Source organism: Desulfovibrio legallii (assembly GCF_004309735.1).
Classification (GTDB): domain Bacteria; phylum Desulfobacterota; class Desulfovibrionia; order Desulfovibrionales; family Desulfovibrionaceae; genus Desulfovibrio; species Desulfovibrio legallii.
Genome location: NZ_SIXC01000013.1, coordinates 55,643 through 79,736, shown reverse-complemented (window position 1 = coordinate 79,736; position 24,094 = coordinate 55,643). Strand labels below are relative to the sequence as shown.

Sequence of the window (24,094 nt, the reverse complement as noted above, 5' to 3'; positions counted from 1 at the left end):
GTTGGAAAAAATAAGATTTTTTTGATGCCGACAAGAAAGCGGAGAATTTTTGCGCGCAGCGGACTCAAGTCCGTGAGCAGCAAAAATCCTCCGCTGACGCCGTCGGCGCAAAAAAGGCTGTTTTTGCTCAAGCGGTACGACAAACTCCGCTGCGCCCGCTCCCCCGTCGGGTCCGGCAGGCCCTTCCCGCGCGGGTATTTCCGCCACACGCCCTGGCCTTTACGCCTTCCTGATTTTTTCAGAAACAAATTGCCCAGCCCTTGGGCATCAGCCCCCTAAGCCTTCCCACCATATGTTTTCGTGGGCTTTTCTTTCCAAAAGCACATCATCATCCCGAATCCATTGAGCGAAGCCACSTTGGAAAAAATAAGATTTTTTTGATGCCGACAAGAAAGCGGAGAATTTTTGCGCGCAGCGGACTCAAGTCCGTGAGCAGCAAAAATCCTCCGCTGACGCCGTCGGCGCAAAAAAGGCTGTTTTTGCTCAAGCGGTACGACAAACTCCACTGCGCCCGCTCCCCCGCCGGGTCCGGCAGGCCCTTCCCGCGCGGGTATTTCCGCCACACGCCCTGGCCGTGCCGCAAAGCCGGGCCAGCAACGCCCTACAGGTTCTCCACCACCTTCGCGCCCATCGCAACGCAGCCCAAGCAGGTCTTGCCCGGCTCCATGATGTCGCCGGTGCGGAAACCCTGGGCCAGGGCGGCGCGCACGGCCGCCTCCACGGTGTCGGCTTCGTCGCCCAGGCCAAGGCCCAGGCGCAGGAGCATGGCGGCAGAAAGGATGGTCGCCAGGGGGTTGGCCTTGTCCTGCCCGGCGATATCCGGGGCGGAACCGTGGATAGGCTCAAACAGGCCCGGCCCGGAGGCCCCCAAGGAAGCCGAAGGCAGCATGCCCAGAGAACCGGTGATGACCGAAGCCTCGTCCGAAAGAATATCGCCAAAAATATTGCCGGTAAGGATGACGTCAAACTGGGAAGGATCGCGCACCAGCTGCATGGCGGCATTATCCACATACATGTGGGTCAATTCCACATCGGCGTAGTCGCGGTGCACTTCCATAACCACTTCGCGCCACAGGCGGGAGGTTTCGAGCACATTGCTCTTCTCCACAGAGCAGACCTTGCGGCGACGCTTACGGGCCGTTTCAAAGCCCACCCAGGCAATGCGGYGGATTTCTTCTTCCGTGTAGATCATGGTGTTGAATCCCGTGCGCAGGCCGTCGCGCGTTTCCAGACCGCGCGGCTCGCCAAAGTAGACGTCGCCGGTGAGCTCGCGCACCACCACCAGGTCCAGCCCCTTGGCCGCGATATCCGAGCGGAGCAGGCAGGCCCCGGCCAGTTCGGGCAGCAGCAGGGCCGGGCGCAGGTTAGCGAACAGCCCCAGGGCCTTGCGGATGCCCAGCAAGCCCTTTTCCGGCCGCTTTTCCGGCGCAAGCCCGTCCCACTTGGGGCCGCCCACGGCGGCCAGAAACACGGCGTCGGCTTCCTGGCAGGCGCGCACTGTGGCGTCGGGCAAGGGCCCGCCCGTGGCGTCAATGGCCGCGCCGCCGATCTGAGCTGTCACAAAGCTGAATTGGTGGTTGTACTTTTGGGCCACGGCCTCCAGCACCTTGACGCCCTGGGCCAGAATTTCCGGACCGATGCCGTCCCCCGGCAACAGGCAGATGGTTTTGTTCATGTGCGTCTCCCTTACTGTTCCTGGGCCTGCCGGGCCAGACGTTCCTTCACATAGCCCACCAGGCCGCCCTTGGAAAGAATATCAGACATGGATTTGGGCAGGGGCGGGCAGATAATTTCCGCGCCATTGGTCAGGTCGCGGATACGCCCTGTGGCGGCGTCGATTTCCAGGCTGTCGCCGTCGTTGATCTTGTCCACCTCGTCGCCCACTTCCAGCAGCAGCAGCCCCATATTGAAGGCGTTGCGGTAGAAGATGCGGGCAAAACTGTGCCCCACCACCACGGGCATGCCCGCGCCCAGGATGGCAATAGGAGCGTGCTCCCGCGAGGAACCACAGCCAAAGTTGCGGCCGGCCACCAGAATATCGCCGGGGGCCACACGCTTGACCCAGTCCGGTTCCAGGCCGGCCATACAGTTTGCGCCCAACTTCCGGGCGTCGGTGGTGACCAGAAAGCGCGCCGGAATGATGGCGTCCGTATCAATATGTTCGCCCACTTTGTGGGCAGTGCCTTTGTATTGCATTGTCAAACCCTTATGGCAGTTGGTCAGTCACGGGTGGCCCTTACAGCTGGTCCGGCCCAGCCACGTGTCCGGCCACGGCCGAAGCCGCCGCCACCACGGGGCTGGCCAGATAAACCTCGGAGCTGAGGCTGCCCATACGGCCCTTGAAGTTGCGGTTGGTGGTGGCCACGGCGCGCTCGCCGTCGCCCAGAATGCCCATGTGGCCGCCCAGGCAAGGCCCGCAGGTGCTGGGCCCCACAATACAGCCGGCGTCCATAAAGGTTTCGATAAGGCCTTCCTTCAGGCACTGCCGCCAGACGCTGGGGGTGGAGGGCAGCACGATGCAGCGCACGCTTTTATCTACCTTACGCCCGCGCAGCACAGCGGCAGCGTCGCGCATATCGCCGATGCGGCCGTTGGTGCAGGAGCCGATGACCACCTGCTGGATGGGCGTGCGCCGCACTTCGGACACGGGCCGCACATTGGAAGGCAAATGCGGACAGGCTACCACCGGTTCTTTGCCCGTGACATTGATGTCCACTTCCCTTTCATAAAGAGCGCCGGGGTCGGCGGCCAAATCATCGGTGACGCCGGGGCGCTTGTGCTCGGCACAGAAGGCGCGGGTTTTCACGTCCACGGCAAAAAGCCCCACCTTGGCCCCGGCCTCAATGGCCATGTTGGCCATGCACAGGCGGCCTTCCACCGAAAGGTTGTCCACCACCGGCCCGGCGAATTCCAGAGCCTTATACAGGGCGCCGTCCACGCCGATGGCGCCGATGAGCATAAGCATGAGGTCTTTACCGCGCAGCCATTTGGGCATGGAACCCGTGATGGTGACACGGATGGTGGGCGGCACCTTGAGCCAGGTTTCGCCCAGGGCCATGCCCGCGGCGATATCCGTGGAGCCCATGCCCGTGGCAAAAGCCCCGATGCCGCCATAGGTGCAGGTGTGGCTGTCCGCGCCGATGACCAGGTCGCCGGGGCCCACCAGGCCCTGTTCGGGCAGCAAGGTGTGCTCCACGCCACAGTCGCCGCCCTCGTAGTAGTGGGTGAGGTTCTGCTCTTGGGCAAACTTGCGGCTTATGAGCACCTGGTTGGCGGAATCAATATCCTTCTGCGGGGTGAAGTGGTCCATGACCAGGATAACACGATCCCTGTTGAAGACCCGCTCCGCGCCCATGCCGTGGAAGGACTTGATGGCCAGGGGCCCGGTGATGTCATTGGCCAGCACTGCGGATACGCGGCACTGGACGATCTGGCCGTCCTGCTCCACCGGCGTATCGGTGTGGGCTTGCAGAATTTTTTGTGCAAGCGTTTGGGGCATAGAAAACTCCTTTCAGCCTGTGAGAAGGCCATGTCGACGCATGGCGGTATGCGCGGCGCCGGGACGGACGCGCGTTCGTCCCGGCGCCGTGTTGTGTATTATATCGGCCAAAAGCCGGATCAATCATGCTGGCAGTGCAGCCGCGGTCCTTCCTGCTCTTTTTTGAAGAGGTGGTTAAGGGCGTTCACATAGGCTCTGGCGCTGGCCACAAAAATATCCGGGTGCGTGCCGCGCCCCACGGCGCTTACCTCGCCGTCGCGCAGCCGTACGGTCACTTCGCCCTGGGCGTCGGTGCCGCCGGTAATGGCGTTGATGGCGTACTGCTCCAGCGTAGGTTCGCGCCCCACCAGGTCGGCAATGACATTGAACAACGCGTCCACCGGGCCCACGCCAAAGCCGGCGCCGCTACGCTCAAGGCCATCCACATCCATAAGCACGGCGGCCGTGGGCGGCACGCCGCCCGCATCAGAACTCTGCACGCTCACATGGCGCAGGCGGAAGCGGTCCGGCATGCGGTAGATTTCTTCCTGCACCAGGGCCATAAGGTCGTCGTCGTGCAGGGTCTTTTTGCGGTCGGCCAGTTTTTTCACGGCCTCGAAAACCACATTAATCTGGGTATCGTCCAAGGTGTAGCCCATGCTCTCAAACTTGCTGCGCACGGCGTTGCGGCCCGAATGCTTGCCGATGACCAGGCTGCTTTCAGTACGTCCCACGGACTGCGGCGTCATAATCTCGTAGGTTTCGCGGTTTTTGAGCATGCCGTCCTGGTGAATGCCCGATTCGTGCGCAAAGGCGTTGGCCCCCACAATGGCCTTGTTGTTGGGGATAGGCTGGCCGATGGTCATGGAAAGCAGCCGGCAGGAGGGATATATCTGCTCTGTGACGATCTTGTGGGTCAGGCCGAAGTGGTCATGCCGCACGTGCAGGTTCATGACCACTTCTTCCAGCGAGGCATTGCCCGCGCGTTCGCCAATGCCGCAAAGGGTCACCTCGGCCTGGCGCACGCCGACCTTGAAAGCGGCCAGGGTGTTGGCCACGGCCAGGCCCAGGTCGTTGTGGCAGTGCACGCTGAAGATGGCCTTATCGCTATTGGGCGTATTTTTGATGACGTAGTCAAGAAGGGCGGCGTATTCTTCCGGCTCGGCATAGCCCACGGTGTCGGGCAGATTGATGGTGGTGGCCCCGGCATTGATGACAGCCTCCACCACCCGGCAGACAAAGTCCCCTTCCGAGCGGGAAAAATCTTCGCAGGAGAATTCCACATTGTCCGTATGGACGGCGCAGCGTTTGACGCCTTCCACGGCCATGCGCAGCACATCTTCAGGCTCTTTGCGCAACTTGTAGCGCATGTGCAGGGGCGAGGTGGACAAAAAAACGTGGATGCGTGGATGCCGGGCCACCTTGACGGCCTCCCAGCAACGGTCGATATCGTTGGGTACGCAACGCGCCAGCCCCGCCACCTGAATATCCCCGGCCTGAGCCGCGATGCGCTGCACCGAGGCAAAATCGCCGGGGCTGGAGGCGGGAAAACCCGCTTCCATCACGTCCACGCCCAGAACTTCAAGCTGGTGGGCAAGACGCAATTTTTCCTGCAGATTCATGGTGGCGCCGGGAGACTGCTCCCCGTCGCGCAGGGTGGTATCGAAAAAATACACGCGGTTGTTCATGGCGTTCTCCTCTGGTTGCACAAGGGATGGATATATCGTGCATAACGGCCGCCGTAAAGGGCGGCTGACCAGGGAGCGTCCGCCCCGGCGGGCGGCGAACCGTTACGCAACCTCAATCGCTTTGAGGCGATAGGGCGCGTAGTAGCTGACGGTTGCGGCGGGGCAGAATGACCATGGTGTAGACCAGGCCGCCGGCGATGTAGGCGGCGCTGAGCACAAAGCCCATGGTGCGCGGCGCAGAGATGACGGTGCCCAGCACCAGCAGAAAGCCCAGCATGGCGCGGATGGGGTGCAGGCGCAGGAAGTCGTATTCCTTGAAAGAAAAGTAGCGCGTCCTGCTGACCATCAACACGCCCACGCCCACGCCCAGCACCAGGGCCATGTACGGCAAAGCGGGGCGGATTCCGTCAGGGAACAAGGCGGCAAAGAAGACGAAGGTCACCAGGGTGCAGCCTGCGGCAGGGATGGGCAAGCCAATGAAAAAGCGTTTGCCCACAGCGGCGGTGCTGATGTTGAAGCGCGCCAGGCGCAGGGCTCCGCAAGCGGCATAAATAAAGGCGGCGGCCACGCCCACCCGGCCCAGCGCCGCAAGCTGCCAGTGCCAGAGCAGCATGGCCGGGGCCAGACCAAAGGCCACCAGATCGGAAAGGGAATCGTACTGCACGCCGAATTCGCTGGCCGTGTTGGTGAGCCGGGCCACCTTGCCGTCCAGCCCGTCCATAACGGCGGAAAGCAGGATGGCAAAGCAGGCCGCCTCAAAACGGCCCTGGCCGGACCAGACCATGGACAGAAAGCCCAGAAACATGCTCAGGGTGGTGATCATGTTGGGCAGGAGGTAAACTCCCTTGCGGGGTTTTCTGCGTTCCACGGCCATAAAAACATCCATAACGTATCAAACGTGAAGAACGCGCCAGAGGGCGCTCAGCGCGGACGGGCCAGTACGCTCTGGCCGGCCAGCACGGTTTCGCCCACACGCGCTGCCGCAACATAGCCTTCGGGCAAATAAAGGTCAACACGCGAGCCAAAGCGGATCATGCCATAGCGTTCGCCCCGGTCCAGAGTATCGCCCTCCTCCACCCGGCAGACGATGCGGCGGGCTACCAGCCCGGCGATCTGCACCATGCTCCAGAGGTCGCCGTTGGCGTCGCGCAGGCTGTAGGCGCAGCGTTCGTTGTCCGTGGAGGCCTTGTCAAAGGAGGCATTGAGAAACTTGCCGGGCAGGTACAGAATGCCCTGCACCGTGCAGGCGACCGGGGCGCGGTTCACGTGCACGTTAAAGACATTCATGAAAATGCTCACGCACTGGCGCGCTTCTCCGCTGAAGGGGTCCGGCCGCGTTTCCACACGGATGACCCTGCCGTCGGCGGGGCTCACGGCCAGGCCGGGCCCCGTGGGCGTCACCCTTTCCGGGTCGCGGAAAAAATGGACGCTGAACCAGCACAAGGCCAAAAAAATCAGAGCCGCCGGCCACCAATCCAAACAAGCGAAAACCAGGGCCGCCAGGGCGGTAAGGCCAATGCAGGGCCAACCTTCGGGGGTAATGCCGCAACGGGCTGGACGCATGAAAATCCTCCTGTGGTGGGAGCGCCGGGAAAATCCGTACGGGTAAGATTAGTCCTTTACGGGGGGCTTTGGCAAGCCGCCCCTTGCCGGACGCCGCGCCCAAGGCTATAGTACGGGTCATGAACAAGCCGCTTTGCCGCCTGCGCGTCCTGGCGCTGAGCCTGACCCTGCCGGGTCTGCTCTGGGCCTGCGGCCCCAAGGATGTGGGCACGGGCACCTCTGCGGAGGCCACGGGCACCTCTCCGGGCGTGAGCGTGGAAGATGGGCTGCGCTACCCGGTTTACGGTTCCGACAACACACAGCGTATGCTGTATTGGCAGAACCGTCCCGACGTCATGGCCGCCACGCAGGATTGGCGTGCGCGGCAATTCCGCCGTATGCAGGGGCTGGACGAGGCCGCAAGCCCTGAAGACCCGGCCTACAGGGCCGTGCCGAAACAACGCAGCCCCTTCAGGCAATAAATATGGACCCCGTCACCCACGCAGCCAGCGGCGCCGTGGCCATGCTGGCCCTGCCCCACCGTCCCGCTACCCGCTGGGCCGTGCCCCTGGCCGCCCTGGCCGCCGCCGCGCCGGATGTGGACGTACTGCTGGCGCACACGCCCCTGCAGTTTCTGCTGCTGCACCGGGGCTTGACCCATTCGCTTTTTTTTGCGCCCGTGCTGGGCCTGGCGCTGACCCTGCTGGCCCGACCCCTGTGGAAAACAGCTACCCCCGGTCACTGGCGGCCGGCCCCGGTCTGGCTGTTCATGACCTGCATGGTGCTGCTGCACATCTGGCTGGACTGCATCACCACCTACGGCACCATGATTTTTGTGCCTTTTTCCCATTTGCGGGTACGGCTCAACGCCGTGTTCATCATCGACCTGCTGCTCACCCTGCCCCTGCTGCTGGCTCTCTGGCGTTGGCGCGACCGCTGGTGGCGCATGCTTCTGGCCCTGGTCTGGCTGTTTGTCTATCCGCTGGCCGGGCTTTCGCTCAACTCCTGGCACACGGCACAGGTAGAAGACCTCCTGGCCGCCCAGGGCAAAACGGTGCGCCAGGTTACGGTGCTGCCCGACGCCTTTGCCCCCTTCTTCTGGCGCGTACTTTATGAAGAAGAAAGCCCGCAGGGCATGCTGGTGCATCTGCGGGGGCTGGACGCCCTGGGGCGCTTCAGGACTGCGGAAAGCGTCAGTCCGGCGGCCTCGCCGCGTCTGCTGGACGCTCTGGCGCGGCAATCCGTGGCGGCCAGGGCCTTTTTTGATTTTGCCATCCTGCCGGTGGTGCGGCCCGTGCCCCCGGCGGAGCTGCCCACCTCGCCGGAAGCCGTCGGCACCGCGCCGGTGCGCCTGATGATCTACGACCTGCGCTTTGGCAGCAGCCTGGGGTGGGTGCGCGAAATCATGAACCACCGGCCCAATGCGGACATTCCCTTCAAATATCTGGCCGAGGTGGACTGTGTGCGGCGGGCGGCCCTGAGCGCGGACGCGGAGATGTGCGCGGCCCCCCACCTGCTGCGGGAACGCCTGCGTTTTTCTGACAGTCGGCAAGATTCGCTCTGGCGCGCGCCCCGGCGCCCCGGACCCGCGCCCTGGCCGCTCTGGCTGGTGGGGCTGTACTGACCCCCGCCTTGCGCGGCAGCCCCACATGGGGTATGCCGCCCCATAACGTCGTTTTTTGACGGCATCGCATCTTGCCTCCGGAGGCCGCTATGGACACATCTTTTTCGCATCTGGACAGCCAAGGCAACCTGAGCATGGTGGACGTGGGGCACAAACCCCCCACGGAGCGCGTGGCCGTGGCCGAGGCCGTGGTGGAGCTGGCTCCGGCTACCATGCGGCTGCTGCGTCAGGCGGCACTGCCCAAGGGCGACGTGCTCACCTGCGCCAAGGTGGGCGGCATCATGGCCGCCAAACGTGTGGGCGAGCTCATCCCCCTCTGCCATCCCCTCAATCTCACTTACGCCGACGTGCGTTTTGAAATCACGGACGAGCCGCCGCGGGTGCGCATTGAAACCGAAACCCGCACCGTGGGGCCCACCGGGGTGGAAATGGAAGCCCTGGTGGCTGCGCAGACGGCCGCGGCCGTCATCTACGACATGTGCAAGGCCGTGCAGCGCGACATCGTCATCAGCCGGGTGCGCCTGCTGCACAAAAGCGGCGGCCGCAGCGGCCGCTATGACGCGCCGGAGCTGCCGTGATCGCCCCCATCCTGGACCCCGTGGCCCTGAACCTGGGGCATCTGCAGGTGCGCTGGTACGGCCTCATGTATCTGGCGGGCTTTGCCCTGGGCTGGATTCTGGGCCGCCGCCGCGCCGCAAAGCCCGGGTCCGGCTGGACCGCCGCCGATGTGGACGACCTGCTCACCTGCGTCATGGTGGGCATTATTCTGGGCGGCCGTCTGGGTTATGTGCTGTTTTACGATCTGCCCGTATACCTTGACGACCCGCTGGAAATTCTGCGCATCTGGAACGGGGGCATGTCCTTTCACGGCGGCCTGCTGGGCGTACTGGGAGCCTTCTGGTACTACGCGCGTTCACGCGGGCGCAGCTTTCTGGAAGTCTCGGACTTTATTGCGCCGCTCATTCCGCAAGGACTTTTTTTCGGCAGGCTGGGCAATTTCGTCAACGGCGAACTCTGGGGCAAAGTCAGCGACGTGCCCTGGGCCATGATCTTCCCCGGCGGGGGGCCCCTGCCCCGGCATCCTTCGCAGCTGTACGAGGCTGCCCTGGAAGGCCTGGTGTTGGGCGTGGTCCTCTGGATTTTTTCGGCCAAACCCCGCAAGGAAGGGGCGGTTTCCGGCCTGTTCGCCCTGGGCTACGCCGTATTCCGCTTTGGTGTGGAATTTGTGCGCGTGCCCGACGTGCAGCTGGGCTACCTGGCCTTTGACTGGCTGACCATGGGGCAGGCGCTCTGCGTGCCGCTGTTCCTGGCGGGCCTGTGGCTGCTCTGCCGTAAGGCCGCACCCGTGCCGCCCGCGCCTGTCGCTTTCCATAAAAAGAACAGCAAAAAGCGCCGGTAGAATATCCTGCCGACAGGATGAGGGCGGCCGCCCAAGACCGCATTTACCGGCGGCGGGGGCGGCCGTTCTCTTTGCAAGGGAGGCGGGTGCGCAGCTTGAAGGTAATCCCGCTGCGCGCCGACGTTCCGAAAGGCCGCGCCGCCGGAACACCCCTGCGTTGCGCAGGCATAGGCGCAACGGCAGGCGCAACGTCCCTACCCGTGCGCAATCGGCTTATTGCGCAGTGGCGCCTTTACCGGCGGCGGGCGACCCGTGCCCGCCGGTTGACAGCCCCCCGCTTTTTTGGGAAACTGACGGGCGTTTATCCATTTCAATCAAGGAGGCCATATGGCTAAGGAAGGGGCTATTGAAGTTGACGGCGTGGTGCAGGAAGCGCTGCCCAACGCCATGTTCCGCGTGCAGCTGGAAAACGGTTATGAAGTGCTGGCCCATATTTCCGGCAAAATGCGTAAATTTTACATCCGCATCCTGCCCGGCGACCGTGTGAAGGTGGAGCTTTCGCCCTACGACCTCACGCGCGGACGCATCACGTACCGTATGAAGTAGCGGCCGCCCCCGTTCTCGGGGTCCACAGGCCGCAACGTCGCGCCTATCCCAAAGCCGTCCGGGCCAGCAGGCTTACACCAGGCCCAGCCAGCGCAGCAGGGCCACGCAAACCAGGGCCCACAGGCCCGCCAGCACATCGTCAATCATCACGCCGAAGCCGGCGGGCAGCCAGGTTTCCGAAGCCCGCACGGGCCAGGGCTTGAGGATATCAAACAGACGAAAAAAGGCGAAGGCCGCCAGCACCAGCCCGAAGCCCGGCCGGGCAAAGGGCAACAAAACCAGCCACACCCCTACCAGTTCGTCAATGACCACCTCGCCGGGGTCCCGGCGTTCCAGAATTTGTTCGGCTCTGGTGGCGGCAAGCCCGCCCAGCACAAACAGCGCCAGCAAGACCAGCACGCGCCACACCGGCCCCAGCGGCAAAAAGAGATAGGGCGCCAGCAGGCAGGCCAGGGCCGTGCCCCAGGTGCCTGGGGCCTTGGGGTCAAGACCGGCCACGCCCAAGCGGCAGAAACACAGCACGGCGGCATCTGAAAAACGCATGAAAGCTCCTTTGGTCAGGCTGTGCAGATGGCTGCAGCCTACCATCCCTGCCCTCGCCCCGCAATGCGCGACGTGCTGCGTGCGGGGCGTCTTCTTCACGCCGCTGCGCCGCCGCGCTTCCACAGGAGGGCGCGGCGGCACAGCGGTTGGTGCACAGTTAGAGCGACGTAGGGCATTTCAACGTTGAAATGCCCCGGCGGTTGCGGGAGCAGACGCCCGCCGTGGAGGCGCCAACGCAGCCTCAGTCGTTGCGACGCAGGGGCTTCCCGTTATGGCAAAAGAGCTTGGCAGTGACGACGCAGGAAGTTCGGACAACGACAGCAACGCCCCTGGCTGTGGATGCAGACAGCAGCTCTATTTATTCGCACACTTACGCGCCGAAACAAGCGGACTGTAACCTTTGAGAATATATATTCAAAATAATCAATCTGCTCTAGATGTAGTGTTCTGACAGGCCCGTCATTCTCCCCAAAATCGGGAAAGCTGAAGTTATCAGACAACAGCAAACCAATTGGCGGCGCGTAACGCATTCCACGCCGCAAAGCGCACAGCTCCGGCACAGTCCGGCGGAGAAAGGCTTGTAAGGACGGGCCGTCCAGGATATACAAAGCTCCCGCGGACGGACCACACGGCTACGGTACGCCGCCAGTGCCCGGATGGTGGAACGGTAGACACAAGGGACTTAAAATCCCTAGTCCGAAAGGGCGTGCGGGTTCAAATCCCGCTCCGGGTACCAAGCAATATCAAGGAAATTCCCGGATTCGTCAAAATGACGAATCCGGGAATTTGACTTTTTGAAGACTGGGGAGGGGCGGGAGGAAGGAAACTTTTGTTCAGCTTCAGCCGTTGCACCGAAGGAAGCCACGGATGAAGACAGCGCTGATCAAAGGTCTCCTTTCCCCCCACAAAGTCCCTTCCCCAAACGCCCCTCTACGGCTGCAGGAGCAGGTCGTAGCGGTTGGGGGGGGTAAGGTAGATGCGGGCTGCGGTCTGGACCTGTTCGGGGCTGAGCTTGGCGGCCTTGTCAATAAGGGTCAGATCAAAACCCTGGGGGCGGCCCAGCACGGCGTCTGTGGCGGATTCGCCGGCGCGCGCGCCCAGGCTTTGCCGGTCACGGTAGTATTCGCCGCGCAGGCGGTTGACCGCGGCGCGCAGCAGTTCTTCGGGCAGGGCTTTGGCCTGCACCTGGGCGATAATCCTGGCAAAGCCCTGGCGGGCCTGTTCCACCTTGTCCGGCGTGGTGCCAATATAAAAGGCCATCATGCCGGCCAGCGGCATGGCGCGGTAGAAGGCCGTGACCGTATAGCCCAGGCCCTCCACGTCCCGCATCTGGCTGAACAGCAGGCCGCTCTGGCCGGAAAGCACAGCCTGGAGCAGGAGCAGGGCCGGGGCGTCCGGGTGGTCCGGCGGCACGGCGCGAAAGACCTCCAGCACATGAGCCTGGTTACGGCCGGGCAGATGCAGGTCCAGCTTTTTATCCGTACCCCAGACGGGCAGCGACACGCTGAGGGCTTTGCCCTGGGGCACGGGCAAGCTGCGGGCAAAGGTCAGCACGGCTTCGCGATCAAAGTCGCCCGCCACGGCCAGCACCCAGGGCTGCCGCAGTTGCTGTTCCCAGAAGCTGCGCACATCCTTGGGGGTGAAGCGGGCCAGAGATTCCGGCGTGCCCAGCGGGTCCAGGCCGTAGGGCTGACCGTTGGGATAGAGGAAGGGATTCAAGCGGGAGAACAGCAGCCCCGTAGGCCTGTCCGCGCGTTGGCGCAGGTCGGAAAGCATGTCGCTGACTTCGCGACGCACTTCCTGCTCCTCAAAACGCGGTTTGGTCAACAGGTCTTGCAGCAGGGCAAAGTAGTCCGCATTAAAACGCGCCGGGCCGGTGAGGGATACGGTAAAGGTCTGCAACCCGGCGCTGGCGTCCAGAGAGGCAGCGCGCTGGGCCAACCAGCGTTCCACGCCCTGGGCGTCCAGGTCGGCGCAGCCGTCCGTCAGGGTTCGGGCGGTCAGACCGGCCAGCCCCTGGTTCTCAGCCGCAAGCAGCGCGTTGCCGCCGGGGAAGGAGAGCTGCACTGCGGCATAGGGTACAGTGGCATCGGGCAGCAAAATGAGCGTACGGCCCCCGCCCAGGTCAAAGGTTTCGGCCTTGGCGGCATCGGCGGCCTGCGGCGCGGGCCCTTTGGGCGCGGCCGGGGCGGGCCAGTTGGCGCGCAGAATGGCTTCCAGGTCGGGCAACTGGGCTTTTTCCGGCGCCAGCACGCGCACTCGCAGGGCCTGAGGCTGCAGCCAGCGGCTCAGGGCTGTACGCAGGCGGTTCTGGTCCACGCTGCCCAGGGCCGCGCGCATATTGGCTTCCGCCTGTGCGCCGCCCAGATCAAACTGCACGCTTCCAGTCCAGGCCGCCAGGCCGCTGAGGGTTTCGGACGAGCGATCCATGCCGTCTTCCAGGTTGAACACGGCCCGGCGCACGCTTTCATCGCTGAAGTCTTTGGCGGCGAGGCTTGCCAGGTCTTTGGTCAGGCCCTGCCAGAAGGGCTCGAGCTTGTCCGCGTCCATCTGGGCCGAGAGGTAGAGCAGGCCCGCGCGGGCCAGGCTCATATTGCCCATGCCGATGCTGTCCACCAGCTGTTGTTCATACTTGTATTTGCGGTAGAACAGGGAGGTGCCGTCGCCGCCCAGCAGATAGCTCAGCACGTCCAGATCGGTGGAGCGCACGTCGCTCAGGGCAGGCGCGGGAAAAGCCAGCCCCAGATAGACCTTGCTCCAGGGGCCGCGGATGACTTCCACCTGTGGCCCGCCGGGGGCCGCACTCAGGTCCACCGGGGCCGGGGCCGCCTGGTCGCCGCTGTTGGTCAGCCCGCCGAAGAGCTGACGGGCGTGCTCCAGCACAGCCTGGGGGTCCACATCGCCGGCCACCAGCAGCAGCATGTTGCGCGGCTGATACCAGCGGCGCACATAGGCCCGCAGGTCGTCGGCCGTGACGGCGCGCACCGTATCCTTATAACCGATGACGGGCCGTCCGTAGACGGTATTGTGCAGGGTGGAAGTCTGGAGGCTTTCAAACAGGCGGCTCATGGGCTGGTCCTGGTCGCGCTCCAGCTCGGAGATGACCACTTTCTTTTCGGACTCCAGCTCCTTGGGGTCCAGAGAAGCCTGAAAGGCCATTTCCTTGACCACGTCCATGCCAGTGCGCCAGTGGGCGGCGGGCATATCCGTAATGAACCAGGTTTTGTCAAAACTTGTGGCCGCGTTGAGGTAGCCGCCCAGGGCTTCCACATCCTTGGCTACCTGCCCTTTGGGCCGGTGCTCCGTGCCCTTGAAGACCATATGCTCCAGCAAGTGGCTGATGCCGGCCTGGGCCGCCGTTTCATTGGCGGAACCCGTACGCACATAAAGGCGCGTGGCCGCCAGGGGGAAGCGGGTATCTTTGACAATGCAGACCGTCAGCCCGTTAGGCAGCCGGGTAAGCAGCATGTCCTTGCCCGGTGCGGCCTGAGCGGCAGACGCGGACGTCGCCAGCAACAGAAAAAACAGTGTTAATAAAAAACCGTGGCGTGCCATAATCGCTCCACAATAAAGGTTTCTTCATGTCGCAAAGGGAAACGCCCTTGGAAAATGCAAAGGCGCGCCCCTTGTGAGGGACGCGCCGACTATAGCAGGCGGACCGGACGGGAGCAACGCCTAGCCGCCCAGGTAAGCCTCTTTAACCTTTGGATTTTCAAGCATTTCTTTACCAGGACCAGCTAAAACCACCCGGCCCACTTCCAGAATGTAGGCGTAGTGCGCCACAGAAAGGGCCGCGTAAGCGTTCTGCTCCACCAGCAGGACGGTCTTGCCCTCCTGGTTGATGCGCTGGATGATGGCAAAAATTTCGCGCACCAAAAGCGGCGCCAGTCCCAGGGAGGGCTCGTCCAGCATGAGCAGGTCCGGGCGGCTCATGAGGGCACGGCCCACGGCCAGCATTTGCTGTTCGCCGCCGGAAAGGGTGCCGCCCTTCTGCCAGTTGCGTTCTTTGAGGCGGGGAAACAGGGTGTAGACCCAGTCCAGATCTTCAGCAATGGCCGAAGAGTCCGAACGGGAATACGCGCCCAGAAGAAGATTTTCCTCCACGCTCAAATGCGGAAGGATGCGGCGTCCTTCGGGCGAAAGGGAAATGCCCTTGCGGACCATGTCTTCGGGCTTGAGCCCCCGCAAGGACACGGGCGGTTCGCCCTCGTGCCGGGTGAGCAGAATGTCGCCGCCGATATGCTTGTTCAGCCCTGCGATGGAGCGGATAATGCTGCTCTTGCCCGCGCCGTTGGCCCCGATAAGGGTCACGATGCTGCCGCGCGGGATGTCCAGGCTCACGCCCTGCACAGCCTGAATGCCGCCGTAGCGCACCTGCAGGTCTTTGATTTCAAGGATGTTGCCCATATGCTGCCCCTATTTGCCGCCCGCGGGCGCGTCCTCGCCCAGATAGGCGCGGATGACCACGGGGTTGCTGCGCACGGCATCGGGGCCGCCCTCGGCGATCAACGCGCCGTATTCCATAACCCAGATATACTGGCACACGCCCATGACCACCTTCATATCGTGCTCAATGAGCAAGATGGTGAGGCCGAACTCGTCTCGGATATGCCCGATAAAATGCATAAGTTCCAGGCTTTCCTGCGGGTTCATGCCCGCGGCTGGTTCGTCCAGCAAAAGCAGACGTGGTTCCGTAGCCAGGGCCCGGGCAATTTCCAGCCGCCGCTGTGCCCCGTAGGGCAGGCTGCCGGCCTGGTCGTTCAGATTTTCGCTCAGGCCCACCCGATCGGCCAGTTGGCGGCTTTTTCCCGCAATGGCCGCTTCTTCCTTGTAAAAGGCGGGCAGGCCCAGGGGGGCCATCCACCAGGGGCAGTGCCGCCGCACGTGGCAGCCCACCATAATATTTTCCAGCACGCTCATCTGCTGCGAAAGGCGGATGTTCTGAAAGGTGCGGGCAAGGCCCAGACGGCAGATATCGTTGGGATGCAGGCCCTTGATGCTTTGGCCACTAAACAGCACCTCCCCTTCCTGCGGGGTGTAAAAGCCGCTGAGCACATTGAAGGCCGTGGTTTTGCCCGCGCCGTTGGGGCCGATGATGCCGGCAATGGCCCCCTGGGGCAGAGCCAGGGTCAGGTCGCTCACGGCGGTGACGCCGCCAAAGCGCATAGTCACGTTTTTGGCCAGCAGCAGCGCCCCCTTGTAGTCCGGGGGGGTGGGTGCGGTGTAGGCGCTCATGCCTTGCCCCTCCTCAAAAGAGCATTCAGCCCCTTCCAGGTCAGCTCCCTGGTGCCCATGATGCCCTCGCGCCGATAAAGGATGATGCCCAGCAGAACCAGAGAAAACACCACCATGCGCATGCCGGGGATGCCGGGCAGCTCAATAAAGCCCAGGTCCATGGGTTCTTCAATGGCGCGCAGCCATTCCAGCAGAATAGTGATGACCCCCGCGCCCAGCAGGCTGCCCGTCAGGGAGCCCAGGCCGCCCGCCACCACAAACATGAGGACGTTGAAGGTCAGCAAAAAATTGAACATCTTGGGGTCGATGGTGGAAAGGTGGCTGCCCAGCAGGGCCCCGCCCACGCCGGCAAAAAACGCGCCTACGCAGAAGGAGAGCACCTTGTAGCGAAAAACGTTGATGCCCATGACCCTGGCGGCTATTTCGTTATCCCGGATGCAGCGCATCACGTTGCCGTAATTGCTGAAGACGAGCCGCGCCAGCACAATGAGCGTAAAGAGCATCCAGACATAGCAGGAAAGCAGCGAGGCATGGCCCGGTATGCCCTTGATGCCCAGAGAGCCGTTGGTGATGCCCGTGGCGTTAACGATAAGCACGCGGATAATCTCGGCAAAGCCCAGTGTGGCGATGCCCAGATAGTCGTCGCCCAGGCGCAGCACGGGCACGGCGATGATGAAGGCAAAGATCGCCGCCACCAGCCCGCCGGCCAGCACCGAAACCCAGAAGGGGGTCATGAGCTCCGAAAAAGGCCAGATGATGGGCTCCAGAATCCACATCATTTCTTTTTGTTCCGGCGACAGAATGCAGAGGGCCGAAACATAGGCGCCGATGGCGATAAAGCCCGCGTGCCCCAAAGAAAACAGGCCGGTAAAGCCGTAGATGAGGTTAAGCGAGAGCGCCAGGATGGCGTTGATGAAGATGAGCTTGGCAATATAAATCTGGTAATCGCCGAGAAAGCTCTCCGCCTGCCAGAGGACACAGGCCCCGGCCAGCATGAGGGCGATGCTCAGAAATGTGCTGGTGTTGAGGCGCATCAGATCTTCTCCTCCAGCCGCTCGCCCAGGAGGCCCGTGGGCTTGAACAGCAGCACGAGCACCAGCAGCACAAAGGCGAAGGCGTCGCGGTAGCCCGAAAGTTCCGGCATAAAGGCCACGGTCATGATTTCCACAAAGCCCAGGGCCACGCCGCCGATGACCGCGCCCTGAATGGAGCCGATGCCCCCGAACACAGCGGCAATAAAGGCCTTCAGGCCCGGCATGATGCCCATGTAAGGGTGCACCTGGGGGTAGCGCAGGGCCCACATGATGCCCGAGGCCGCAGCCAGGGCCGAACCGATGCAGAAGGTCAGGGCAATGATGTTGTCCACCCGCACGCCCAGAAGGCGCGTGGTTTCAATATCCTTGGAGATAGCGCGCATGGCCAGGCCCGGTTTGGTCCGGTAGACCACATAAAGCAGAATGGCCACCAGCACGATGGTCATGCTCGGCACAAAGGCCGTGAGCGGCAAAATGCGCACGCCGCCCACCTGCCATTCCGCAACCAGCCATTCCGGTTGCAGCACGGGGCGGGGCTGTCCGGTAAAGACCACCACGGCCAGACTTTCAATAAAAAAGGATACCGCAATGGCGCTGATCAGCGCCGAAATGCGCGGAGCGTCGCGCAGGGGGCGGTAGGCCACCCGCTCGATGATGACGCCGAGAAGGCTCGCGCCCGCCACGGAAACCACCGCCGCCACGCCCCAGGGCCAGCCGAAGGCAAAAGTGCCGAAGAAAACGAAGTAGGCCCCCACCATCAGGATATCGCCGTGGGCAAAGTTGATGAGCCGCAGGATGCCGTAGACCATGGTGTAGCCGATGGCGATCAGGGCATAGAGCGACCCCAGGGTGAGGGCGTTAAAACAGTGCTGTAAAAACATGTCAAGGCTCATGAGCCACCTCGGCGCGGCCCGCAAAGCGGGTGGACGCAAAGCGTCCCCCGCCGCCGGACTGTGCGGCAGATAGGGAAAAAACGCCCCGCGGCGATTGCCGCCGCGGGGCCGGAAAGGGGGCGATTTATTTGGGCGTCACTTCGCCCACATACACGCGCTTGCCGTCCTTGTATTCAATGATGCCCACGGGCATTTCAGCATCGTGGGTTTTGTTGATGGTCAGCGAGCCCAGAGCGGTGGGCAGGTTCTTGGTTTCCGCCAGGGCCTTGGCTATGGCTTCGGGCTTGGCGGAGTTGGCGCGCTTGATGGCGTCAAGGATCAGGAAGTAGGTATTGTAGCCCAGGGCGCCGTTGACGTTGGTTTCCTTTTCAGGATAGACGGCCTTCCAGGCTTCGGTAAAACGCTTGGCTTCGGCGCTCATATTGGGCATTTGCGGGTCGTAAGGGAAGGTGGTGTGCAAAAAGCCTTCCGCGGCCTTGCCGCCCAGCTTGAGGGTATCGGGGTTGTCCATGGCGTCCGCGCCCATAAGGCGGAACTTGGCGCCCAGCTCGCGGGCCTGCTTCATGATGATGGCGCCTTCGGCAAAGTAGGCGGGCATGAACACGATGTCAGGCTTTTTAGAAATAAGTTCGGTAAGTTGGGCAGTGAAGTCCTGGTCACCGGAACTGTATTTGAGGTTGGCCACCACTTCGCCGCCCAGCTTTTTGAAGGAACGGGTAAAGAAGCTGGAAAGGCCCACGGCATAGTCGTTGGTCATGTCCATGAGCACAGCGGCCTTTTTGAGGCCCAGATTTTCATAGGCATAGGTGGCCGCGGCCGCGCCCTGGTAAGGGTCAATGAAGCAAGCGCGGAAGTAGTATTTTTTGCCCTGGGTTACCAGAGGGTTGGTGCAGGAAGTGCCCACGCCGGGAACCTTGGCCTTTTCGGCCACTTCAGCGCCGGCCATAGCCAGGGAGGAACCGTAGGTGCCGATAAGGGCCACCACTTTGTCGCGTTCCACCAGGCGCTTCACGGCATTGGCGGCTTCAACCTTGTCGGACTTGTTGTCCACCACCACCAAATCCACGGGGCGGCCCAGCACGGTGGGCATTTCCTTGTGCGCCAGGCGCACGCCTTCCAGTTCCAGCTGACCGCCAAAAGCGTTCTGCCCGGTCAGGGGGAGGTATACGCCGATTTTGACAGGACCAGCCTCGGCGGCCAGGGTCTGGCCTGCAACGCCAAGGGAAAGCGCCAGCCCGGCCAGCGCCACAAGCAGTTTACCCAATTTCATCCTTCTCCCTCCAGTCATTGAGGTTCTTGGCGGCCTCAAAGTAAGGCCAACCGCTGGCGACACTCTACGCCAGATACAGGGGGACCGCAATTGTTCCGCCCCGTTGCCGCCACAAAATCTCCGTCGTCGCAGCGTGGGGGTACCGTGCCCCCAGGCCCGCGCCTCCGCCCCCGGAGACGTCTGCGGGCCGCTGCGTGACGGCTGACGTAAAAAACTCAGCCCGCCGTAGCCAGGTAGCGGGCAAACAAGCGCAGACCTGGGCGCGAAAAGCGCTCCCACTCCGAAGTCAGCGCCAGCCCCGGCACCAGAGCCCGCACCACGGGCAAATCCAGGTCCGCGCGGGTCAGATCCACGTACAGAGGCCGCCGCCCCTGGGCCTCCAGCACGCTTTCCAAAAGCCGCAGCTCCGCCGCCGGCGAGGGCAGGCTCAGGTCCGGCAGATCTTCCAGATCGCGCACAGGCAGACCAGCCAAGCCCGGCCCAGAAGGCCGCGGCGGCGCGCTGCGCACCGGCGAATAGGGCCAGGGCGTTTCCGTCAACGCAGCCAGGGCCGCGCGCGGACCGCACAAATGGGCTCCGGTGGCGCGCACCACAGCCCCGTCCGGCCCCAGCACAAAACTCTGGTACACGGGCAGCCCCAGTTCCGTGGTCAGATCCTGAAACTGCACCCGGACGCCGCAGGCTGCATAATCGTCCAACAGGGCCTGCAGTCGGGGGTCGCGGCTGCGCAGGCAAAAGCAGCGCGTGCGGCTGTAGGGGGTCACGGCCTCGGCGTCGCGTTCGGCAATTTCCGTCAGCGCGGCCACCTTGGCCTCCTCCGGGGTGTTGCCCGAAGCCAGCCCCGTGGACCCGCCGGCCACAAACAAGGCCGGTTCGTCCAGATTGCAGAACAAAAACACGGCCTGGGCCGGCACCAGCACCGTCGCGCCGCCGCTGTCATGCGCGGACAGCCAGTGCAGGGGGAAATCCGTGTACGGCGCTTCCAAAGGCAGGCTGTTGGGGTCCAGAGCCTCCCGCCCCTGGGCGCGCAATTCCGAAAGCCGCGCCCGCACCAGGGGCAAAGCGTTTTTGCGCTGGGCAATGCGCCCCACCACCGGTCCGCCGCAGTCGTCGGCCGCCGCGCCGCCCTCCTCCACGCTCACATAGGCGCTGGCCCGCTCCACAATCTCCATGGCGCAGGAGGCCCTGGCCGCCGCCAGCGAAAGCCCGCGCCCGTAAGCCGTGGCCGCGCCCCGCAGGGTATGCCGCACGGCCCCGTTGCGCACGGCCACATCCACCCGCCAGCCGCGCAGCAGGGCAATGGGCGCCAGCGAAGCCTCGTGGCGCATTTCCCGCCCTTCCACCAGACCGGCCTCCATCAGGGCGTCCTGAGCGCGCAAAAACGTTTCCTGGGCCGGGGGCCGCTGCCAGGCCGGACCGGAATTGGCCGCCAGCAGGACGTGTTGACGGCGCAGCTCCCCGGCCTGGGCGGCCATGGCCTCAAGAGCGGCGCGTACGCGCGCTTCCGCAAACAGGGACGGCACATCGGCCTCCCCCCAGCGGGGCAAGGGATGGTGCTCGCAGATATTGGCGCGGAACAAAGCGCTCCAGGCCGCAGACGCGGCAAAATCGGGTTGCGCGGCCGCGCGCAGATACACGGCCGGGGTGGCCGCCAAAGCCGCCGCCCGCGCCGTGGGCGTCAGGGCCGCGTCCAGATCTTCCAGCCCCGGCAACAGCAGGGCGCACTCCCGCAGCAGCGCGGCCAGAGCCGGACGCGGGCAAGTTCCGTCGGTCGCGTCAGCGCAGCGAGCGGCCAACTGACGCAGTTCCGCCGGGCGGTTCTTACCCAGCAGACGCAACAGATGCAGATGGAGAAAGTCGTCGTAAGGCGCGGCTTCCAGGCGGTCCAGAGCCGCATCAAAAGAAAGGGAGGCGGGAGGCAGGCAGGAGAAATAGCCCGTGGTGGCCTGGGTGCGCTCGTGGGCGTAGGCGTAATCCAGGGGGGGCAGGTCGGCAAAAGAATCTGGGGTGCTGCGGTTCATCAGACTGTACCCTTGCGGCTTGCGCATGACGCGCGCTACAGGGGCTCCACATCCCCCAAAAACGGAAGGCCGTGCGCGGCATGTTCCGCAGCCGCGGCTGCCGGGGATTCCGGAACGCGGCACAAAAAAAGACGGACCTTGCGGGCCCGCCCTGACACGTCTCGGTCGTCAACCGGAATCCGCTCAAACTGTGCGCCGGGAACCGGGCTCTGCGCCCGAAACGCCGCTTGACAGCACTGCCGCCCATCGGGCTTTGCGTAACAAAAAACGCAGCTCGGCCCCAAAACGGACATGGCCCAGGACAACTTCAACCGACAAGCCCATCGCCGGGCCGCGACAGCACCGTGGCCAAAACAGGGGGGCCGCGCCGCCCGCTCCCTTGAGCGCAACGGCGCGGCCCCCGACCATATTAACGTTTGGAGTACTGGTACCGGGCGCGGGCGGCGCGCAGACCGTACTTTTTACGCTCTTTCTTGCGGGCGTCGCGGGTGAGGAAGCCGGCCTTCTTGAGCAAGGGGCGCAGGGCCGGGTCTACCGCCAGCAGGGCGCGGGAAATGCCGTGGCGCACAGCCTCGGCCTGACCGCTCACGCCGCCGCCGGCCACGTTGACGCGCACATCCAGCTTTTCGGCCAGCTTGGCGAGCACCAAGGGCTGACGGATAATCATCTGGAGGGTCTTGCGCGGGAAGTATTCTTCAAACGTGCGACCATTGACCACAATGGCACCGGAACCGGCGTAAACGCGGGTACGGGCCGTGGCGGTCTTGCGGCGGCCGGTGCCGTATTCAAATTTTTCGCTCATGGCGTTCTCCGTCCTTAACTAGTGCGCGAGAGTCAGCGGCTGCGGATTCTGGGCCGTATGCGGATGCTCGGCCCCGGCATAGATCTTGAGCTTTTTCAGCATGGCGCGACCCAGACGGTTTTTGGGCAGCATGCCGCGCACGGCGGACATGAGCGCCCGGTCAGGGTGCTGGGCCAGCACGTCGCCGAGCACGCTGGTCTTGAGACCGCCCACCCAGCCGGAATGCCGGTAGTATTTTTTGTCCTGCAGTTTATTGCCGGTGACCTTGATTTTCTCGCAGTTGACCACCACGATGAAATCCCCGTTGTCCATATGCGGGGCGAACTCGGGCTTGTGCTTGCCGCGCAGGCGGTGGGCGATCTGGCTGGCCAGACGACCGAGCACCTGATCCTGAGCGTCCACCACAAACCACTGGCGGTTAATGTCCTTGGGGGTGGGGCTGAACGTTTTCATGGGAATGACTCCTCACTCTGCAAATATCGGCGGCCGTCAGGCAGCTTGGCGTTTCAAACCCGCGATGCGCCGCCCAACGGGGGATGACGACAGTATCGCAGCAAAGGTAGCTTCAATACAGCAAAACGCGCCGGCCTGTCAAGCGCCGGGGGCGCTTTGGCGCACTGCACAGGTCGCGGGCCTGGTGCAGACCCGGCCTGAATCCGGTTTTGGGACGAACGCCACGCGCGTCCGTCCGGCCGAAACGGCTGTGAAGCCCTTGAGGTTTACACCATGAGCCCCTATACTGCCAACTGTTTTTTGTAGGCACACCGGGAGGCCCCATGCCCGTCATCCGCAAGAGTCTGCTGGAACTCATTTTTTCCGGCGCGTACTTACTGCGCTGGAACGATAAGCTGCGCCCCGTGGAACTGCTTGAGATCGACAAGCAGGCCCACAAAATGCTGCTTGCCTGCGTGCTCTGGCACGAATACACCCGTGAGGCCGACACGGCCCGGCGCGTGGCCCTGGCGACAGAAATTGTTGAAGGCGGTCTTTTCGACTATTTCTACCGGGCCATCATTACGGACATCAAGCCGCCCATCTTTTACAAAATCAAGGCCAACCCCCGCCAGTTCCGCGCGCTCACGCAGCACGTTCTGGAGCGGCTCGCCCCGGCGCTGGCCCCCCTCGGCCCTTTCTGGAAGCGCATGCGCGCATGGCATTTGCACCCCGATGAAGAAAGCCCGGCACGACGCATCCTTACTGCTGCCCACCTCTATGCCTCACAGTGGGAATTTCGCCTTATTGAACCATTCAACACGCCCTTTGACGAAGAAATGGACGACATCGGCCAGTCCTTCCACGACAGGCTGGCGGCCTTTGCCGACCTGCCCGGCCTTATTGCTATGCGCACGCCCCGCACGGCCCTGGCACGGCTGGCCAACCTCTGCGGGCAGTTGCGCTTTCAGATCCGCTGGACGCAGGCCCCGCGCATTCCCTCCACCTCGGTGCTGGGACACATGTTCATTGTGGCCTGTCTGGCCTACTTTTTCAGCCTCACGGTCAAGGCCTGCCCGGCCCGCGCCGACAATAACTTTTTTTGCGGCCTGTTTCACGACCTGCCCGAAGTGCTCACCCGCGACATTATCTCGCCGGTCAAGCAATCCATCGCCAGCCTGCCCAAGATGATCAAAGAATACGAAGAAACGGAACTGGAACGCCGCCTGTTCGCCCCTCTGCGGGAAGAAGGCTTTACGGACCTGGTGGCACGCATCTCCTACTTTCTGGGCCTGGAGGTGGGTTCGGAATTTCAGGAATGCGTCCGTCGCCAGGGTCGCGTCCGGACGCTGGACGGCTTTGACGCCCTGCAGCGCGAGGGCAATACGGACGACCTGGACCCCAAGGACGGCCGCCTGCTCAAAGATTGCGACAACCTGGCCGCCTTTCTGGAGGCCCACAGCTCCATCCGCAACGGGGTTTCCTCGCCGCACCTGCTGGAAGCGCGCGTGCGCCTGCTTACTCGCCTGCGCGAAAGCCCCCTCGCCTGCCTCAACCTGGACGCCCTGCTGGCGGACTTTGACTGAC

The 24,094-nt window shown here is 63.4% G+C and carries 23 protein-coding genes and 1 tRNA gene; 7 read left to right on the top strand and 17 right to left on the bottom strand.

The annotated features are described in order from the left end of the window. From EB812_RS11730 to EB812_RS10155, 7 genes are all read right to left on the bottom strand, one after another. Nucleotides 1-248, bottom strand: a 248-nt coding sequence (locus tag EB812_RS11730; RefSeq protein WP_207287366.1) for a hypothetical protein, incomplete at its 3' end; no start/stop codon positions are given. Between the two features lie 353 nt (nt 249-601). Then, a complete protein-coding gene (gene leuB, locus EB812_RS10180; RefSeq protein WP_130958245.1) occupies nt 602-1,675 on the bottom strand; it encodes a 3-isopropylmalate dehydrogenase in 1,074 nt (357 codons plus the stop codon). A gap of 11 nt (nt 1,676-1,686) precedes the next feature. Next, nucleotides 1,687-2,196, bottom strand: a complete 510-nt coding sequence (locus EB812_RS10175; protein WP_118229531.1) for a 3-isopropylmalate dehydratase small subunit — start codon at nt 2,194-2,196, stop codon at nt 1,687-1,689. 40 nt (nt 2,197-2,236) lie between these two features. Further along, nucleotides 2,237-3,499 carry a 3-isopropylmalate dehydratase large subunit gene (locus tag EB812_RS10170; RefSeq protein WP_118229530.1) on the bottom strand — a complete coding sequence of 421 codons (1,263 nt, stop codon included), beginning with the start codon at nt 3,497-3,499 and terminating at the stop codon, nt 2,237-2,239. A gap of 119 nt (nt 3,500-3,618) precedes the next feature. Next, nucleotides 3,619-5,166 (bottom strand): 2-isopropylmalate synthase, encoded by a 1,548-nt coding sequence (locus tag EB812_RS10165; RefSeq protein ID WP_118229529.1) that lies wholly within the window; start codon nt 5,164-5,166, stop codon nt 3,619-3,621. Between the two features lie 112 nt (nt 5,167-5,278). Next, nucleotides 5,279-6,040 (bottom strand): CDP-diacylglycerol--serine O-phosphatidyltransferase, encoded by a 762-nt coding sequence (pssA, locus tag EB812_RS10160; RefSeq protein WP_242621272.1) that lies wholly within the window; start codon nt 6,038-6,040, stop codon nt 5,279-5,281. A 47-nt stretch (nt 6,041-6,087) separates the two neighbouring features. Further along, nucleotides 6,088-6,729 (bottom strand): phosphatidylserine decarboxylase family protein, encoded by a 642-nt coding sequence (locus EB812_RS10155; protein WP_130958244.1) that lies wholly within the window; start codon nt 6,727-6,729, stop codon nt 6,088-6,090. Nucleotides 6,730-6,848: 119 nt separating this feature from the next. Between EB812_RS10155 and EB812_RS10150 the strand changes: the two genes are divergently transcribed. From EB812_RS10150 to infA, 5 genes are all read left to right on the top strand, one after another. After that, a complete protein-coding gene (locus EB812_RS10150) occupies nt 6,849-7,190 on the top strand; it encodes a chemotaxis protein (RefSeq protein WP_130958243.1) in 342 nt (113 codons plus the stop codon). 2 nt (nt 7,191-7,192) lie between these two features. Further along, entirely contained in the window at nt 7,193-8,332 is a 1,140-nt protein-coding gene (locus EB812_RS10145) for a metal-dependent hydrolase (protein WP_130958242.1), read from the top strand. Nucleotides 8,333-8,421: 89 nt separating this feature from the next. Then, nucleotides 8,422-8,910 (top strand): cyclic pyranopterin monophosphate synthase MoaC, encoded by a 489-nt coding sequence (gene moaC / locus EB812_RS10140; protein WP_118229524.1) that lies wholly within the window; start codon nt 8,422-8,424, stop codon nt 8,908-8,910. Continuing rightward, nucleotides 8,910-9,731: a prolipoprotein diacylglyceryl transferase gene (gene lgt / locus EB812_RS10135; protein WP_380059439.1), complete on the top strand. Its 822-nt coding sequence runs from the start codon at nt 8,910-8,912 to the stop codon at nt 9,729-9,731. Before moaC ends, lgt begins: the two co-directional genes overlap by 1 nt. 327 nt (nt 9,732-10,058) lie before the next feature. Beyond that, nucleotides 10,059-10,277, top strand: a complete 219-nt coding sequence (infA, locus tag EB812_RS10130) for a translation initiation factor IF-1 (RefSeq protein ID WP_118229522.1) — start codon at nt 10,059-10,061, stop codon at nt 10,275-10,277. Nucleotides 10,278-10,349: 72 nt separating this feature from the next. Here infA and EB812_RS10125 read toward each other — a convergent pair whose 3' ends face one another. Continuing rightward, nucleotides 10,350-10,820, bottom strand: coding sequence for a phosphatidylglycerophosphatase A family protein (locus tag EB812_RS10125; protein ID WP_118229521.1), 471 nt, complete (start codon nt 10,818-10,820; stop codon nt 10,350-10,352). A 650-nt stretch (nt 10,821-11,470) separates the two neighbouring features. On the opposite strand from EB812_RS10125, the gene EB812_RS10120 reads away from it, so the two are divergent. Beyond that, nucleotides 11,471-11,556 (top strand) — tRNA-Leu (locus tag EB812_RS10120). A 194-nt stretch (nt 11,557-11,750) separates the two neighbouring features. On the opposite strand, the gene EB812_RS10115 is transcribed toward EB812_RS10120, so the two are convergent. From EB812_RS10115 to rplM, 9 genes are all read right to left on the bottom strand, one after another. Then, nucleotides 11,751-14,375 carry a M16 family metallopeptidase gene (locus EB812_RS10115; RefSeq protein WP_130958241.1) on the bottom strand — a complete coding sequence of 875 codons (2,625 nt, stop codon included), beginning with the start codon at nt 14,373-14,375 and terminating at the stop codon, nt 11,751-11,753. A gap of 120 nt (nt 14,376-14,495) precedes the next feature. Then, a complete protein-coding gene (locus EB812_RS10110; protein WP_118229578.1) occupies nt 14,496-15,218 on the bottom strand; it encodes an ABC transporter ATP-binding protein in 723 nt (240 codons plus the stop codon). Between the two features lie 18 nt (nt 15,219-15,236). Beyond that, on the bottom strand, nt 15,237-16,055 hold the full coding sequence (locus EB812_RS10105; protein ID WP_130958240.1) for an ABC transporter ATP-binding protein: 819 nt from the start codon (nt 16,053-16,055) through the stop codon (nt 15,237-15,239). Next, entirely contained in the window at nt 16,052-17,089 is a 1,038-nt protein-coding gene (locus EB812_RS10100) for a branched-chain amino acid ABC transporter permease (RefSeq protein ID WP_118229518.1), read from the bottom strand. Before EB812_RS10100 ends, EB812_RS10105 begins: the two co-directional genes overlap by 4 nt. Further along, nucleotides 17,089-17,982 carry a branched-chain amino acid ABC transporter permease gene (locus EB812_RS10095; protein WP_118229517.1) on the bottom strand — a complete coding sequence of 298 codons (894 nt, stop codon included), beginning with the start codon at nt 17,980-17,982 and terminating at the stop codon, nt 17,089-17,091. Before EB812_RS10095 ends, EB812_RS10100 begins: the two co-directional genes overlap by 1 nt. A gap of 124 nt (nt 17,983-18,106) precedes the next feature. After that, entirely contained in the window at nt 18,107-19,252 is a 1,146-nt protein-coding gene (locus EB812_RS10090; RefSeq protein ID WP_118229516.1) for an ABC transporter substrate-binding protein, read from the bottom strand. Between the two features lie 215 nt (nt 19,253-19,467). Beyond that, nucleotides 19,468-21,273, bottom strand: a complete 1,806-nt coding sequence (locus EB812_RS10085; RefSeq protein ID WP_130958239.1) for a YcaO-like family protein — start codon at nt 21,271-21,273, stop codon at nt 19,468-19,470. A gap of 409 nt (nt 21,274-21,682) precedes the next feature. Then, nucleotides 21,683-22,075, bottom strand: a complete 393-nt coding sequence (gene rpsI, locus EB812_RS10080) for a 30S ribosomal protein S9 (RefSeq protein ID WP_118229514.1) — start codon at nt 22,073-22,075, stop codon at nt 21,683-21,685. An 18-nt stretch (nt 22,076-22,093) separates the two neighbouring features. Next, nucleotides 22,094-22,528 (bottom strand): 50S ribosomal protein L13, encoded by a 435-nt coding sequence (gene rplM / locus EB812_RS10075; RefSeq protein WP_118229513.1) that lies wholly within the window; start codon nt 22,526-22,528, stop codon nt 22,094-22,096. Between the two features lie 323 nt (nt 22,529-22,851). On the opposite strand from rplM, the gene EB812_RS10070 reads away from it, so the two are divergent. Beyond that, complete coding sequence (locus tag EB812_RS10070; RefSeq protein WP_130958238.1) at nt 22,852-24,093, top strand: HD domain-containing protein; 1,242 nt, start codon at nt 22,852-22,854, stop codon at nt 24,091-24,093. Nucleotide 24,094 lies beyond the last annotated feature (1 nt).

Bases quoted from the DNA above. Each gene is read 5' to 3' on its own strand.
- EB812_RS10175 (WP_118229531.1), bottom strand. From the start codon at position 2,196: ATGCAATACAAAGGCACTGCCCACAAAGTGGGCGAACATATTGATACG.
- EB812_RS10170 (WP_118229530.1), bottom strand. From the start codon at position 3,499: ATGCCCCAAACGCTTGCACAAAAAATTCTGCAAGCCCACACCGATACG.
- EB812_RS10165 (WP_118229529.1), bottom strand. From the start codon at position 5,166: ATGAACAACCGCGTGTATTTTTTCGATACCACCCTGCGCGACGGGGAG.
- pssA (WP_242621272.1), bottom strand. From the start codon at position 6,040: ATGGCCGTGGAACGCAGAAAACCCCGCAAGGGAGTTTACCTCCTGCCC.
- EB812_RS10155 (WP_130958244.1), bottom strand. From the start codon at position 6,729: ATGCGTCCAGCCCGTTGCGGCATTACCCCCGAAGGTTGGCCCTGCATT.
- EB812_RS10150 (WP_130958243.1), top strand. From the start codon at position 6,849: ATGAACAAGCCGCTTTGCCGCCTGCGCGTCCTGGCGCTGAGCCTGACC.
- EB812_RS10145 (WP_130958242.1), top strand. From the start codon at position 7,193: ATGGACCCCGTCACCCACGCAGCCAGCGGCGCCGTGGCCATGCTGGCC.
- moaC (WP_118229524.1), top strand. From the start codon at position 8,422: ATGGACACATCTTTTTCGCATCTGGACAGCCAAGGCAACCTGAGCATG.
- infA (WP_118229522.1), top strand. From the start codon at position 10,059: ATGGCTAAGGAAGGGGCTATTGAAGTTGACGGCGTGGTGCAGGAAGCG.
- EB812_RS10125 (WP_118229521.1), bottom strand. From the start codon at position 10,820: ATGCGTTTTTCAGATGCCGCCGTGCTGTGTTTCTGCCGCTTGGGCGTG.
- EB812_RS10115 (WP_130958241.1), bottom strand. From the start codon at position 14,375: ATGGCACGCCACGGTTTTTTATTAACACTGTTTTTTCTGTTGCTGGCG.
- EB812_RS10105 (WP_130958240.1), bottom strand. From the start codon at position 16,055: ATGAGCGCCTACACCGCACCCACCCCCCCGGACTACAAGGGGGCGCTG.
- EB812_RS10100 (WP_118229518.1), bottom strand. From the start codon at position 17,089: ATGCGCCTCAACACCAGCACATTTCTGAGCATCGCCCTCATGCTGGCC.
- EB812_RS10095 (WP_118229517.1), bottom strand. From the start codon at position 17,982: ATGAGCCTTGACATGTTTTTACAGCACTGTTTTAACGCCCTCACCCTG.
- EB812_RS10090 (WP_118229516.1), bottom strand. From the start codon at position 19,252: ATGAAATTGGGTAAACTGCTTGTGGCGCTGGCCGGGCTGGCGCTTTCC.
- EB812_RS10085 (WP_130958239.1), bottom strand. From the start codon at position 21,273: ATGAACCGCAGCACCCCAGATTCTTTTGCCGACCTGCCCCCCCTGGAT.
- rpsI (WP_118229514.1), bottom strand. From the start codon at position 22,075: ATGAGCGAAAAATTTGAATACGGCACCGGCCGCCGCAAGACCGCCACG.
- rplM (WP_118229513.1), bottom strand. From the start codon at position 22,528: ATGAAAACGTTCAGCCCCACCCCCAAGGACATTAACCGCCAGTGGTTT.
- EB812_RS10070 (WP_130958238.1), top strand. From the start codon at position 22,852: ATGCCCGTCATCCGCAAGAGTCTGCTGGAACTCATTTTTTCCGGCGCG.